The organism is Pseudoxanthomonas mexicana (assembly GCF_010093385.1).
GTDB lineage: Bacteria > Pseudomonadota > Gammaproteobacteria > Xanthomonadales > Xanthomonadaceae > Pseudoxanthomonas_A > Pseudoxanthomonas_A mexicana.
In genome coordinates, this window is sequence record NZ_PDWV01000004.1 from 38,565 (window position 1) to 52,962 (window position 14,398).

General features: G+C 68.3%; 8 protein-coding genes. 4 read left to right on the forward strand and 4 right to left on the reverse strand.

Annotated features, from left to right (window positions below):
• Positions 1-98 precede the first annotated feature (98 nt).
• Positions 99-3,425, reverse strand: a complete 3,327-nt coding sequence (locus tag CSC76_RS02625) for a hybrid sensor histidine kinase/response regulator (protein WP_162108511.1) — start codon at positions 3,423-3,425, stop codon at positions 99-101.
• A 217-nt stretch (positions 3,426-3,642) separates the two neighbouring features.
• On the opposite strand from CSC76_RS02625, the gene CSC76_RS02630 reads away from it, so the two are divergent.
• Positions 3,643-3,987: a hypothetical protein gene (locus CSC76_RS02630; protein ID WP_162108512.1), complete on the forward strand. Its 345-nt coding sequence runs from the start codon at positions 3,643-3,645 to the stop codon at positions 3,985-3,987.
• 82 nt (positions 3,988-4,069) lie between these two features.
• On the opposite strand, the gene CSC76_RS02635 is transcribed toward CSC76_RS02630, so the two are convergent.
• A complete protein-coding gene (locus CSC76_RS02635; RefSeq protein ID WP_162108513.1) occupies positions 4,070-6,295 on the reverse strand; it encodes a TonB-dependent receptor in 2,226 nt (741 codons plus the stop codon).
• Positions 6,296-6,468: 173 nt separating this feature from the next.
• On the opposite strand from CSC76_RS02635, the gene CSC76_RS02640 reads away from it, so the two are divergent.
• From CSC76_RS02640 to CSC76_RS02650, 3 genes are all read left to right on the forward strand, one after another.
• A complete protein-coding gene (locus CSC76_RS02640; RefSeq protein WP_162108514.1) occupies positions 6,469-7,872 on the forward strand; it encodes a GntP family permease in 1,404 nt (467 codons plus the stop codon).
• A 99-nt stretch (positions 7,873-7,971) separates the two neighbouring features.
• Complete coding sequence (locus CSC76_RS02645) at positions 7,972-9,843, forward strand: DUF1800 domain-containing protein (RefSeq protein ID WP_162108515.1); 1,872 nt, start codon at positions 7,972-7,974, stop codon at positions 9,841-9,843.
• 9 nt (positions 9,844-9,852) lie between these two features.
• Positions 9,853-11,334 carry a DUF1501 domain-containing protein gene (locus tag CSC76_RS02650; protein WP_162108516.1) on the forward strand — a complete coding sequence of 494 codons (1,482 nt, stop codon included), beginning with the start codon at positions 9,853-9,855 and terminating at the stop codon, positions 11,332-11,334.
• Positions 11,335-11,483: 149 nt separating this feature from the next.
• On the opposite strand, the gene CSC76_RS02655 is transcribed toward CSC76_RS02650, so the two are convergent.
• Both CSC76_RS02655 and CSC76_RS02660 read right to left on the reverse strand, forming a co-directional pair.
• Positions 11,484-12,626, reverse strand: a complete 1,143-nt coding sequence (locus CSC76_RS02655; RefSeq protein WP_162108517.1) for an NAD-dependent epimerase/dehydratase family protein — start codon at positions 12,624-12,626, stop codon at positions 11,484-11,486.
• A 230-nt stretch (positions 12,627-12,856) separates the two neighbouring features.
• A complete protein-coding gene (locus CSC76_RS02660) occupies positions 12,857-14,122 on the reverse strand; it encodes a CynX/NimT family MFS transporter (protein ID WP_162108586.1) in 1,266 nt (421 codons plus the stop codon).
• Between the last annotated feature and the right edge of the window lie 276 nt (positions 14,123-14,398).

Consider the following 14,398-nt stretch of genomic DNA (forward strand, 5'->3'; position numbering starts at 1 on the left):
GACCCATTTTGATGTCGATCTCCGCGGATTGCCCGTCCTGCGCTCGGAACCGCAAGAGCAAGATGGGTCCCAGCGTTCGCTGGGACGACGATGCGCCATCACATCGCCCGCGCCGCCAGCAAACGGTCCAGCACCGACTTCAGCGCCAGCGGCCGCACCGGCTTGGCCAGCAACGGCAGGTCGGCGTCGCGCACTGCGCGGCGTACCGCGTCGGTCTGGTCGGCGCTCAGGATCAGGCACGGCCGTTGCCCATGCGTGGTACGCAGGCGTCCGGCCAGCGCAACGCCCGTGTCGCCGGCATCCAGGTGATAGTCGAACAGCCACAGGTCCGCATCGCGCTCGCGCAATGCGGCGTCGGCCGATGCGCCATCGGCGGCGATCGCCACGCTGCATCCCCATCCCACGAGTACCTGGCGCAGTGCCTCGAGCGCATCGGGATCGTTGTCCACCGCCAGCACGTGGCGGCCGGCCAGGCCAGGCTTGCCGGCCAATGCAGGCATCGCTGCCGGTGGCGTCACCCGCACCAGGTCGACGGCGAAGACCGCGCCGTGCCCCACCCGGCTGCGCAGCGACAGGGGCGCGTCCAGCAGCGCGGCGATGCGGTCGGCGATCGACAGGCCCAGTCCCAGGCCCTGCCCCGGCACATCGTCGCCGCGCCGGAATTCCTCGAAGATCCGCTGCTGTTCGGCCTCGACGATGCCCGGCCCGGTATCCCACACCTCCACGCGCACACGATCGCCGCGGCGACGCACGCCCAGCAGTACGCCACCCCGTGCGGTATAGCGCACGGCATTGGCCAGGAAGTTCTGCAGGATGCGGCGCAGCAGTTGCGGATCGGTATGCACCCAGGCACGCGTGGGCACCATCGCGAACGACAGGCCGCGCTCGCGTGCCAGTACGCGGAATTCCGACGCCAGCGGCTCCAGCACTTCCGTCAATGGCAGGTCGCGCGGCTCGGGGACCAGTCCCCCGGCCTCCAGCCGCGACATGTCCAACAGGCCGGTCAGCAGGTCGGTGGTGGAATCCAGCGCGCCGCGCACCTGCAGGGCGGTGTCGCGCTGGCGCTGTTCCGGCAGCTGCTGCGACAGCGCGTCGGTGAACAGCTGCGCGGCGTGCAAGGGCTGCAGCAGGTCGTGGCCGATCGCGGTGAGGAAGCGGCTCTTGGCATCGTTCGCATGCTCGGCCTCGCGCTTGGCCGTTTCCAGCAGCGCGGTGCGCTCGGCGACGCGCTGCTCCAGCGTCTCGTTGGCCTGCTTCAGTTCGCGCTCGGCCTGGCGCGAGGCGGTCACGTCGGTATACGTAGCCACGAAACCGCCGCCCGGCATGGGATTGCCGCGGATCTCCACGATGCTGCCGTCCGGGAACACGCGTTCGGTCAGGTGCGGCGTACCCGCGCGCATGAAGGCCAGCCGCCGGTCCAGCGCCCGTTCGTCCTGCCCGCGCTGCGGCATGCGCTGCAGTGCCCAGCGCGTGAGGTCGGCGATCGGGCGCCCGACCTGCAGCAGATCGGACGGGAAACCGAACATCTGCGCATAGCGGCGGTTCCATGCCACCAGCCGCTGCTCGCGGTCGATCACGCTGATGCCCTGGCTCATGTTCTGCAGCGCGGCTTCCAGTACCTGCTGGTTGAAGCGCAGGTCCTGCGAGACTTCGCCGACGATGGCCGCCACCGTGTCCAGGTCCCCGCTCTCGCGTCGCGCCGCATCCAGCAGCAGGCGTGCCGAGGCCGAACCCAGCACGGCCGACAGTTCGCGCTCCAGACGCGCCTCGATCACGCCGGGCACCGGGCCGCTGCGCGGCGCCTCGGCCAACAGTTCCTCCACGCGCTCGCGCGGCAGGAAGCGGCGGCCGGCGTCGCGCAGGGTCTTGGCATCGAAACCCCGGCTGTCGAGCCGTCGCGGCGTGGCGCCGCGCCAGCCCATCACCAGCAGCGTCCCCGCCGTGCCCAGGAACAGGCTCACGCCGACCGCGCGGCCCAACCGGCTCCATCCGGTCAAGCCGAAGAAACCATCAGGCGAGAGACCGGCGATGCCGAACGGGCCGGCCGGCAGCCAGGCCGGCGCCACGCCGCGCGCGTCCATCGTCACCGGCAACAGCAACAGCCATACCCAGACCGCGAAACCGGCCACGATGCCGGCGATCACCGCGCGCGGCGGCGTCTGCGGACGCCAGATGGCGAAACCCAGCGCAGGCGCCAGGGTGGCCAGCGCCGAGAACGACACCGCGCCCACGTCGGCCAGCGCATCGTTGCCCGCGATCAGGCGGCTGTAGGCCCACGCGAGCAGCATCACCGCGACGATGCCGATGCGCCGCTGCGCCAGCACCGCGCCGCGCAGGTCGCCGCCCGTGCCGCGGAGCCAGCCGCCCCGCAACAGGCCCGGTGCCAGCCAGTGGTTGCCGATCATCAGGCTGAGCGTCAGCGTACTGACCACCACAATGCCGGTGGCCGCGCTCAGTCCGCCCAGGAAGGCCAGCAGCGCCAGGCCCTGCTGCCCCTGCGACAACGGCAGTGCCAGCACGTAGAGGTCGGAAGGCCCTGCATCGCCGAACATCGCGCCGCCTGCACGTGCCAGCGGCAGCAGCGGCGCGGCCATCAGCACCATGTACAGCGGGAACAGCCAGCGCGCCGTGCGCACATGGCGCTCGTCGCGGCATTCCACCACGCCCACGTGCACTTGGTGCGGCAGGGTGAACATCGCCAGCACGCCCAGCGCCACCAGCGGCAGGAAGCCGTAGGTGGTGGACGGCGGCGCCTGCACGGGCGGAACTTCGGGAAGTTCAGGCAGGCCCCACCAGACGAACACGCCCAGCGCCAGCATCGCCGCCAGCTTGAACAGCGACTCGAACGCCATCGCCAGGATCAGGCCGCGGTTGTGCTCGGCCGCGCTCGCGCGGCGCGTACCGAACAGCATCGCGAACACCGCCATCGCCAGCGCCACGTACAGCGCGCTGTCCTGCCAGGCCGGCAGCGCATCGTTGCCCGGCGACCGCGTTAGCAGGGCGAAGCTCATCGCCACCGCCTTCAACTGCAGCGCGATGTAGGGGATCAGGCCCAGGGCGGCGACCAGGGTGACGGTGGCCGCCAGCCATCCGTCCTTGCCCAGCCGCGTGGCGATCAGGTCGGCCAGCGAGGTGGCATTCGACTCGCGCGCCATCCGCACCAGCCGTACCAGCAGGAACGCGCCGAACACATACAGCAGGATGGTGCCGACGAAGGTGGGCGGCAGCGGCCACCCGTAGCGCGCGGCCTGGGTCACCGTGCCGAAGAAGGTCCACGACGTGCAGTACACCGCCAGCGACAGTGCGTAGATGTACGGCCACTGCACCGCGAGCACGCGCGGATGGCGCTCGGCGTAGAGCCCCGGGCCGAACAGCCCGCCCAGCCAGAGCAGCCCCGCCAGCACCACGATGCCGATGCTCAGCATGCTTCCTCGATGGTCCTGTACGCCCAGCCACGATCTTACCGTGCCGACGATCGGCACTGTTCCCTGTGCATTTCCGTGGCCGACGCCTCCGCAGGGCCTCGTTCTTCCTCATGACGAAGCCGGTCGGAACGCTCCTGACGAGGGGATTGCCGCCACGCGGTTCCGTCATCGCCGGGCCCAAGGGGGTGCCCACACGGAGTCGAACAAGGAGATCGTCATGCACAACCCCATATTCCTGCGCGCCGCCGCGCTGTCCCTCGTGCTGCTTGCCGCATCCGCGCCCGCCTGGGCAACGCGCACCAGTACCGCGCTCGGCATCTGCATATCGCGTGGCCCGGACTGCAGCATCGCCAACAAGGGCGACAACTACGAGATCTGCGTCAACAACACCGACGGCAAGCAGTGCGTCAGCTGTCCCAACCTGGCCCAGGACAAGCAGGAGTGCTCGGTCGCCAGGACCGACAAGGGCACCCCCGCCCCGGCCACCGGCGTGGCCGGCCTGCTGGCGGAAGAGTACCCGGCTTCGCCGCGCAAGCCCGAACGTCCCGTCCGCAAACCCTGAGGCGCGCGGGTCTTCCAGGCACCCGCGGACGAACGACGACGCGGCGCTGCATGCACAGCGCCGCGTCGCCCGGGGCCATGCGTCAGAAGTCGTAGCGCGCGGTCAGGCTGTACTGGCGCGGCGGACCGTAGAAGCCCGACAGGACGCCCAGCGCCGCCTGGAGGTTGTAGCCGGTGGTGCGGTACTCCTCGTCGGTCAGGTTGGTCCCCTGCAGCGAGAACGACCATGCATCGTTCGCGCGCCAGACCACGCCGGCACCGAGCAGGCCGTAGCCGGGCTGCTTGATCGCCTCGCTGAGGTCGGTGGTGGGATAGACCTCGGACTGATAGGAGTAGGTCACCCGCGCGGACAGGTTGCCCCCGTTCGCGAGATCGGTGCGGTATTCCACGTTGAGCGCACCGGAGAATTCGGGCGCGTTGGTGAAGTACTGGCTGTCGGCGACATTGACGCCGCCGGTGATGAACTCGTCGTACTTGGCATCCAGCCATGCCAGGTTGCCGCTGATGAGCCAGTTCTGGCTGGGCAGGAACTGGTACTCCACCTCCACGCCGTTCACCGTGCCCTTGCCGGCGTTGGTGAAGTCGCCGAAGAACTGCGGATTTCCGTTGCCGTCGATGTACTGCGTGAACACCGACAGCTGGATGTCCTCGTACTTGTTGTGGAACGCCGACAGGTTCAGGAACATGCGCTGGTCGAGGAACGACATCTTGCTGCCGATCTCGAAGCTGTCGACCGACTCGTCGTCGAACGGTTCGCCCGAACGCGGCACCGCCGTGGTGTTGGCGCGGATGTTGTAGCCACCGGACTTGAAGCCACGGGAGGCCAAGCCGTAGATCATGATGTCGGGCGTGATCTGATAGTCCAGCGAGACCTTCGGCGAGACGTTCTTGAAATTGATGGTCTTGTCGAAGTTCGCAGCGACCACGCCGTTCGGGACCGAGAACGTGGCGTCGGTGTAGCCGATGTTGTAGGCCACCGCATGCTTGTCCTCGTCGGTGTAGCGGGCGCCGACGTCCAGCTTTAGGCGATCGGTCAGGTCGAACGTCCAGTCGGTATAAATGGACAGACTGCTGGTGTTCACCACGCCCTGGGTGTCGCCGAAGCTCAGGCCGAAGAAGTTGTTCAGCACCTGGCCGCCGGCATCACCATCGAAGTGGTAGATCCCGACCACGCCGCGCGCACGACCCCCGCCATCGTAGTTGGCCTGCACTTCGTTGGTCACCTGGCTGTCGCTGTAGAACGCCTTCACGTCCGCGACCGGGAACGGCGTCATGTCGAAGTCGATATTGGTCTCGGTATCCGACTCCCGCTTGGCGACGATGTACTTGAACGCCCAGTCGTCGTTGGGACGCCAGTTCACCGTCGCCGACAGCCCCTTCATCTCGGTGTCGTTGACGTTGGGCATCGCACTATAGATGTCGTAGCGGCTACCCATCGGGGTATAGGCCGACAGTCCCGGGAACAGGAAGTTCGCCGTCGCACTGGTGTTGGCGGACAACAGCTTGCCGCCGCGCACGCCGGACTGGTCGTCCAGGTAATCGAAAGCGAACTGCACGTCGAAATCGTCCTGCGAGTAGGCACCCAGCTGCAGGCGGACCGCGTTGATCTCCTTGTCGCTGACCTCCTGGCCGTTGAACTTGTTCTCGCCGAAGCCGTCGCGGTTCATGCTGGCCACGGACACGCGGCCGCGCAGGCCGCTGTCCTTGCCGCCGATCTCGCCGCCCAGCGCCGCCTTCACGTCCAGCTGGTTGTAGTTGCCCACCGTGACCGAGGCGAAGCCCGTGGTCTCCTGCGGCAGGCCGCGCGAGATGTACTTGATGGCGCCGCCGATGGTGTTCTTGCCGTACAGCGTGCCCTGCGGGCCGCGCAGCACCTCGATGCGCTCCACGTCGAACACGTCCAGCAGCGCGCCCTGCGGACGGGCGATGTAGACGTCGTCCAGATAGATGCCCACGCCCGGATCCACGCCCCACAGCGGATCGGCCTGGCCCACGCCGCGGATGTAGGCGGTGACGGGGCTGGTGGAGCCGCGCGCCGCGTACACGGTCAGGTTAGGCACCTGCGCGTCCAGATCGCCTAGGTCCTTGATGTTCAGCTTGTCCAGCGTTTCCGGCGTGAACGCGGTGACGGCCACCGGCACGTCCTGCAGGGGTTCTTCACGCTTGCGCGCGGTGACCTTGACCGAATCCAGCGTGGTGGCGTTGGTGGCTGGCGTGTCGCCGGCCGGCGCGGCGTCCTGCGCCCATGCCACCGGCACGGACGACAACAGGACGCAGCCGATGGCCAGGCTCAGATGCTTGCGCTTCATGGGTCTCCCCTCCTCCCGGGTATGACGTTGGCGGCGGACGGATGCCGCCGATTGAAGCGAACACTAGGGGGTGGCCCGCGCGGAGGGCATCGTACCTTCGTACAGTGGGACGGCCGCCACGGCCCTGCGGATACTCGCCGCACCTGCAACCGGCGCTGACCGAGGAGTCGTGGATGTCGTTCCTGATCGTGCTGGCCGCGCTGTGCTTCCTGATGTTCGTGGCCTATCGCGGCTACAGCGTCATCCTGTTCGCGCCCATCGCGGCGCTGGGCGCGGTGCTGCTGACCGATCCCTCGCTGGTGGCACCCATGTTCACCGGCCTGTTCATGGACAAGATGGTCGGCTTCCTGAAGCTGTATTTCCCGGTCTTCCTGCTGGGCGCGGTGTTCGGCAAGCTGATCGAGATCTCGGGCTTCTCCAAGGCCATTGTCGCGGCCACCATCAAGGTGGTCGGCGCGCAGCGCGCGATGCTGTCCATCGTGCTGGTGTGCGCGCTGCTGACCTACGGCGGCGTGTCGCTGTTCGTGGTGGTGTTCGCGGTGTATCCGTTCGCGGCGGAACTGTTCCGCCAGAGCGACATCCCCAAGCGGCTGGTGCCGGGCACCATCGCGCTGGGTGCCTTCACCTTCACGATGGATGCGCTGCCGGGCACGCCGCAGATCCAGAACATCATCCCCACCTCGTTCTTCGGTACCACCGGCTGGGCCGCGCCGGTGCTGGGCACGATCGGCGGCGTGTTCATCCTGATCGTCGGCATGAGCTACCTGGAATGGCGCCGCCGGGTGGCCGCGCGCAACGGCGAGGGCTATGCCGGCAGCGAGGAACTGCGCAACGAACCCGAACCCTTCAAGGGCGACCGCCTGGCGCATCCGCTGATCGCGATCCTGCCGCTGCTGCTGGTGGGCGTGGCCAACTTCCTGTTCACCCGCTGGATTCCCGGCTTCTACGGCGAAAGTCAGTCCTTCGTGCCGGCCGTGATCGGCAATCCCGCGCCGGTCGTGCAGGAGGTCTCGAAGGTCGCCGCGATCTGGGCCGTGCAGGGCGCACTGCTGGTCGGCATCGTGTCGGTGATCGCGTTCGCATGGAAGCCGGTGTTCGCCAGCTTCGCCGAGGGCACCAAGAGCGCCATCGGCGGTGCGCTGCTGGCCTCGATGAACACGGCGTCGGAATACGGATTCGGCGCCGTCATCGCCGCCCTGCCCGGCTTCCTGGTGGTGGCCAATGCGCTGCAGGCCATTCCGAACCCGCTGGTCAACGAAGCGATCTCGGTCACCGCGCTGGCGGGCATCACCGGTTCCGCCTCGGGCGGCATGAGCATCGCGCTGGCGGCGATGGCCGACAGCTTCATCGCCAACGCGAACGCGGCGGGCATCCCGATGGAGGTGCTGCACCGCGTGGCCTCGATGGCCTCCGGCGGCATGGACACGCTGCCCCACAATGGTGCGGTGATCACCCTGCTGGCCGTCACCGGCCTGAGCCACCGGCAATCCTACAAGGACATCTTCGCCATCACGCTGATCAAGACCAGCGCCGTCTTCGTGGTGATCGGCGTGTTCTACGCCACCGGCCTGGTCTGACGCGGTGCCCGGCATGGCCGGGCTGTGCGCGCGGTCGCAAACGCCGCGCAGGGTCCTGGCCAATACTTCCGCCATCCTGGGGAACGTGGGAAACACCGCATGGCGCGCTATACCCTTCCGTGGCGCCGGTTCGCTGCGCGCGGGCCCGTCCGCCGCACCGCGGCCGGCCCGGCCCTCCGCACCCGCGCGGAGACCGACGCACCGGTGCTGCGGCGCAAGGCCGACCTCACCGCCCAGGTCCGCCAGCGACTGAACCGGCTGTACGGCTGGAAAGGTGGCGAACGGGCCAGCCCCAAGGACACGACCCCCGCACCTGAAACCGCCGCCGCCGCCGGCGGTGGGCGCGTGATGATGGGCCAGTCCAATCCGCGCCTGCTGACGATGGCGCGACCTCCTTTCGCGGTGCAGGCCCTGAACAACCTCAGCTACGGCGCCACCGCGGCGCCCGTTGCCGAATTCAAGGCGCTGGGCAGTCCCGCCCGCCAGCGCCTGGCCAACTGGGTGGACTGGCAGCTCGACTGGGACGCCATCGACGACAGCGCGGTCACCAACCGCCTCAGCGCTGCCGGCTACACCACGCTCAACAAGTCGCTGACCCAGCTGTGGGCCGACCATGTGGTGCCGGACCCGGAGTACAGCGTACGCATGCGCCCCGCCAACGAGGTGCAGCGCGCTGCCTTCGTGCGCGCGGTGTACTCGCGGCGGCAGCTGCGCGAAGTGCTGGTGAACTTCTGGCACGACCACTTCAACGTGCTGGGCACCGACTTCAGCGTCGGCCCGGTGTTCGTGCACTACGACCGCGACGTGATCCGCGCCAACGCCAAGGGCAACTTCCGCACGATGCTGGAAGGCGTGGCCCAGAGCACGGCGATGCTGTACTACCTGGACAACATCAACAATTCGCGCTCAGGCCCGAACGAGAACTTCGCCCGCGAACTGCTCGAGCTGCACACCCTGGGTGCGGAGAACTACCTGGGCTTCATGGACCCGTTCCAGGTGCCGCCCTGCCCCGAGGATCCGGCCTACCCGATCGGCTATACCGACATCGACGTGTACGAGACCTCGGCCGCCTTCACCGGCTGGTCGGCGAAGAACGGGCACTGGCAGTTCCCCACCGAGAACGACGGCACCTTCGTCTACCGGCAGTCATGGCATGACGCCGGCCCGAAGTTCCTGCTCGGCATGCTGATCTATCCCGAGCAGCCCGCGCTGAAAGACGGCCGCGACGTGCTGGACCGGCTGGCAAGCCACCCGCGCGTGGCCAAGTTCATCTGCAAGAAGCTGATCCGCCGCTTCATCAGCGATACGCCGAAGCAGGCGCTGATCGACAGCGCAGCGGCGATCTTCCGCGCGAACTGGCGCGCCCCGAACCAGATCGAACTCGTGCTGCGGCACATCCTGAATTCCGACGACTTCATCAACAGCTTCGGCCAGAAGAACCGGCGCCCCTTCGATGCCGCGGTGGCCGCGATGCGCACGCTGGGCGGCGACTGGACGATCCGGCTGGACCACGGCCGGAGCAACGACTTCATGTGGCTGTACGGCTTCACCGGCCATGCGCCGTACAACTGGCCCGCCCCGAACGGATATCCGGACACGGGCCTGGCGTGGTCGGGCTCCAACTCGTTCGCGATGACCTGGCGCGTGCTGGGCTGGCTGACCGAGACCAAGGACGGTGAGGTACCGCTGCATCCGATCGTCGACACCACGCGCGCCCACGTGCCGGTCGCCAACTGGACCGCGAACAACCTGGTCACCTGGGGGTGCACGCGCCTGTTGGGCTACCAGCCGGAGGCCGCGCGCAAGCAGGCGCTGGTGGCATTCATGGCCCAGAACGGCGACCCCAACACCTACGTCATCACCGACACCAATACGTGGCAGGGCAGCGACCTGAAGCGGCACTACAACCACGAGCGCCTGCGCGGGCTGGTGGCGCTGATCCTGATGACTCCCGAATTCATGAGCCGCTGAGGGCCCGCCATGCGCGATTTCAAACTGACCCGACGCGAATTCGTCAAAGGCTGCGGCAGCGCCGCCATTGTCGGCGCCACCGGCGGCACGCTGATGTTCGCCGATCCCGTCGACGCGGCAGTGAACAGCTACGACACCGTCGTGCACCTGTTCCTGCGCGGTGGCCTGGATGGCCTGAACCTGGTGGTACCCACCGGCGGCGCGGACCGTGGCTTCTACGAAGAGGCGCGCCCCAGCCTGCAGATCGCCACCAGCGGTGCCTACGGGGCGCTGCCGCTGTTGTTGGCGAACGGTGCGGACACGGGCTTCGGACTGCATCCCTCCGCGACCGGCCTGCGCGACCTGTGGAACGACGGCAAGCTGGCCATCGTGCATGCCTGCGGCATGGCCACCACGGTGACGCGCAGCCACTTCGACGCGCAGCTGTACATCGATCTGGGCACGCCAGGGAAGTATGGCTCGCCCACGGGTTGGATGACGCGCGCGTGGGAAACGCGTCCGGGCGGCACCGGCACCCTGCCCGCCTTGGGCGTCAGCGGCACGCAACCGGCGGGCCTGATGGGCGCCGTGGACGCGCTGACGATGAGCAGTCCCTCCGACTTCTCGCTCAACACCACCGCATGGAGCTGGCAGCGAACGCGGTCGGATTCGCCCGCCGGGCTGCGCGGCGTGGCCGAGACGGTAGCATCGCTGTGGAATGGCCAGACCGGCATGGAGATCACGGGCCGCCGGGCCCATGGCGCACTGCGGCTGATCGGCCAGCAGGGCTACGCCAGCCTGCCGGCGAGCTGGCCGACCGGCACCTTCGCCCAGCAGCTGTGGACCATCGCGCAGTCCATCCGCTTCGACCTGGGCCTGCGCTACGCCACGCTCGACCTGGGCGGCTGGGATACGCATGAAGGCCAGGGCACGGCAGGCAGCGGTTACCACTACTACCAGAACAAGATCAACGAGCTTTCTGCCGCGCTCGCCGCGTTCTACGCCGAACTCAACGCCAGCGGCGAGATGGCGCGGGTGACGGTGGTGGTGCAGTCCGAATTCGGCCGCCGCGTCCGCGCCAACGCCAATGGCGGCACCGACCACGGCTACGGCAACCCGCTGCTCGTGCTCGGCGGCGCGGTCAACGGCCGCCGCTTCTACGGCAGCTGGCCGGGGCTGAATCCGGAAACGCTCTCGCCCACCTTCGGCGACGTGCCGGTGACCACCGACTACCGCCGCGTGATGTCGGAAATCCTCATCCGCCGCATGGGCAACGCCAACTTAAGCCAGGTCTTCCCCGGCTACACCGGCTACGCGCCGCTGGGCATCGTGCAGGGCACCGACCTGGCGCCGAAGCTGGAGGGGGCCGCCATCGCGGCGTCGATCCCATCGCTGTTGGCGCCCGGTACAGGCACCCCGACCGCGACCGATAACGCCGCCACCGAACGTGTCGTGCCCGACTGGCAGCGTCGTGGCCCGGTGGACCGCATGCTGGTGCGACGGGAGCGTTGAATCACCGCCTGCAGGACGGGCTTCAGTTCCGAGCCGTCACTGCAGGCGCGATGTCGTCCACGGATCGGGACGCCTGCGCGCTGCGCGGGCGTCTGCAATGCGACCGGCAGGCATCGGGCTGAAGCCCCTCCCGCACGGCAGCGATGTCATCACCCCTTCCGCGCGTGCCACGCCTTCAGCAGTTCGGCTTCCTTCTCGCGGGTGATGCCGGCGCCCAGTTTGGCCTGGCGTTCGGCGGGCAGGCTGTGGAACCAGGCGAGCAGGTCCTGCACGGTGGTGGCCAGCGGGCGGAAGGTCAGTCCGGCCGCGATCGCGCGTTCGTTGCTGACTGCGCCGTAGCCGGCATACGGATTGTCCTTGGACGGCACCCAGATCGGCAGGCCGACCTGCTGCTCGTCCAGGAACGCCGGCGACACGTGGGTCAGCGTCATGCCGCCGCCGGTGACCGCCTGGCAGCCGTACAGCATGGCGTCCATCGACAGCGGGTAATCCGGACCACAGGCATTGAAGGTGCCGGTGGTGCCGGCCTCGGCCAGGCGGATCATCCATTCGCCCAGGTCGCGGCCATCGATGATCTGGATGGGATCGTTGCCATCGCCCGGCACCAGGATCTCGCCGCCCTGCGCCACGCGGTGCGGCCAGTAGGTGAAGCGGTCGGTCTCGTCGCGCGGGCCGACGATGTAGCCCGGGCGCACGATGGTGACGTTCTTGCCGAACTGCTTGTGCGCTTCGGCTTCGCTCAGCGCCTTCAGCGGACCGTAGAGGTTCTCGATGTCGGCACGCAGGGTCTGCTGCGTTTCGGCCATAGCATCCTTGCCCTTGTACTGCGCCAGCGGCGAGTTCTCGTTGATGCCCGGCTTGCTGCCGTCGGCATACACCGAAATGGTGGAGATGAAGAGGTAGTGGCCCACGTTGCCCTTCAGCACCTGGCCGGCATCGCGCACCCAGAACGGCAGGCTGGTGGGGTTGTCGATGCAGACGTCCCACGTGCGGCCTTTCAGCGCGGCGAGATCGCCGGTATTGCGGTCGCCGTGCAGTTGCTCGACCGCGGCCGGCCACTCCGGCGACGGGCGCTTGCCGCGGTTGAACAGGGTGACCTTGTGTCCGCGCTTGAGCGCGTACTCGACCTGGAACGGGCCGGTGAAGCCGGTGCCGCCGAGGATCAGGATATTCAGCGGCTTGGCCGCCTTGCCCACGGGCTTGGCTGCGCCAGCAGCGGTGGCGAACGACGGCAGCGCGGCCGCGGCGGCGGCCATCGCGCCCAGCTTGAACAGGTCACGACGGGTGGTCATGCGGTGCTCCCCAGCGGTGTCAGGAAACCGACTAGATAGCACCGCCCCGACCGGCAAGCCCCTGCCGGAAGTCGTTATGACTTCCTGTGAACCAGCGATGGGGGGGGCCGCGGGGGCCGAGCCAGCTCCGCATACCGCAGCGCGTAGGATGGGTGGAGCGCAGCGATACCCATCAAGGAGCACTTTGAGGCCACGATGATGGGTATCGCCTGCGGCTCAACCCATCCTACTCACGCGTACCAAGTGTCTTCCAGATACCGCGGGCGGCAGGCCAGGTAACCGCCGACCAGCAGCACACCGACGCAGGCCGCAAGAAATGCCATCGGCAGGGTCCAACCGTGCGTGCGTTCGTGCAGCAGGCCGAACGCCAGCGGTCCCGCGCAGGACAGCGTGTAGCCCACGCCCTGCATGAAGCCGGACAGCGCGGCGGAACCTTCCGGCGTGCGCGTGCGCAGGTTGATCAGGGTCAGCGCCAAGGGGAACGTGCTGGGTCCCATGCCCAGCAAGGCCACCCACAGCGCGGGCGCCGCCATCGGCGCGAGCAGCAGGCCCGCGAACGCGGTGGCATAGAAGCCGGCGCAGACCACCACCACGATGAAGGGGTTGCGCATGCGCACCGCGATCAGCGGCATCGTGAGCGAGGCCACCAGACCCAGCGCGGAGAACAGCGCCACCATCGTGCCGCCCAGAGCGGGGGTACCGCCGGCTTCGACCAGCAACTTCGGCAACCAGGTGAACATCGAGTACGTCACCAGCGAGGTCATGCCGAACATCAGCGCCATGCCCCAGGCCACCGGCGAGCGCCACGCGCGGCCGGCAGGACGAGGCGCAGTCAGTTCGGGCGCTTCGTCGTCGACGGTGACGGCGGCATCGTGCACGCGCGCCAGGGGCGAGGCCGTGCTGCGCTCCTGCCACAGCACCAGGCACCACGGCACTGCCGACGCTGCGGCGAACACCGCCCACAGTCCCAGCGAGATGCGCCAGCCTGCGGCTTCCATCACCGGCACCGCGACCAGCGCCGGCAGGATGGTGCCCGCCTGCAGCACGGTGATGTACAGCGTACTGACCGTGCCCACGCGGTCGGCGAAGTAGCGCTTCACCAGCGGCGGCAGCACGATGTTGCCGATGCCCATGCCCGCCAGCGCGGTGAGCGAGGCCGCCACCAGCGCCGTCGTGTCGCCTGCAGCACTGCGCAGCAGCAGGCCCAGCATGGCCAGCAACATCGCCAGCAGCGCGGTCCGCTCCAGGCCCATGCGGTGCGCCAACGCCGGCGTAGTGACACCGAACAGCGCGAACGCCGCCGTCGGCAGCATGCCGAACACGCCCGTCATGGTCGCGCCGAAACCGAATGTATCGCCCAGCGTATCGAGCAGCGGCGTGAGCGAGGTCACCGCGGTGCGCAGGTTGAAGGCGGACAGCACGATGCCGAGCAGCACCAGCCCGCGGCCGGACCAGAGAGCTGCTGGCGCGGCCGCGTGTGTATTCGACGAATTCATGGACGCCATTATCGGCGACGGCACGTCGGCATTCTTCGCATGCACGAAGACGCTGTGTCCTGCGCGATCATGCATGGCGTGAATCCTTCTGCCCGCCTGCGGGGAGAAGGTGGCCGAAGGCCGGATGAGGGGCAACGAAGCCAAGGCACTCAACGGGACGCCAGCCGGACCGACCGAAGGGAGAGCAGCACGCGATGCATCACGCACGATGAAACATCGCGGCTCCGGCATCGCCCCTCAGCCGCCCCCGTATCAGGTACGGGGCAAGCTCTTTTC

Bases quoted from the DNA above. Each gene is read 5' to 3' on its own strand.
- CSC76_RS02630 (WP_162108512.1), top strand. From the start codon at position 3,643: ATGCACAACCCCATATTCCTGCGCGCCGCCGCGCTGTCCCTCGTGCTG.
- CSC76_RS02645 (WP_162108515.1), top strand. From the start codon at position 7,972: ATGGCGCGCTATACCCTTCCGTGGCGCCGGTTCGCTGCGCGCGGGCCC.
- CSC76_RS02660 (WP_162108586.1), bottom strand. From the start codon at position 14,122: ATGAATTCGTCGAATACACACGCGGCCGCGCCAGCAGCTCTCTGGTCC.
- CSC76_RS02650 (WP_162108516.1), top strand. From the start codon at position 9,853: ATGCGCGATTTCAAACTGACCCGACGCGAATTCGTCAAAGGCTGCGGC.
- CSC76_RS02640 (WP_162108514.1), top strand. From the start codon at position 6,469: ATGTCGTTCCTGATCGTGCTGGCCGCGCTGTGCTTCCTGATGTTCGTG.
- CSC76_RS02635 (WP_162108513.1), bottom strand. From the start codon at position 6,295: ATGAAGCGCAAGCATCTGAGCCTGGCCATCGGCTGCGTCCTGTTGTCG.
- CSC76_RS02625 (WP_162108511.1), bottom strand. From the start codon at position 3,425: ATGCTGAGCATCGGCATCGTGGTGCTGGCGGGGCTGCTCTGGCTGGGC.
- CSC76_RS02655 (WP_162108517.1), bottom strand. From the start codon at position 12,626: ATGACCACCCGTCGTGACCTGTTCAAGCTGGGCGCGATGGCCGCCGCC.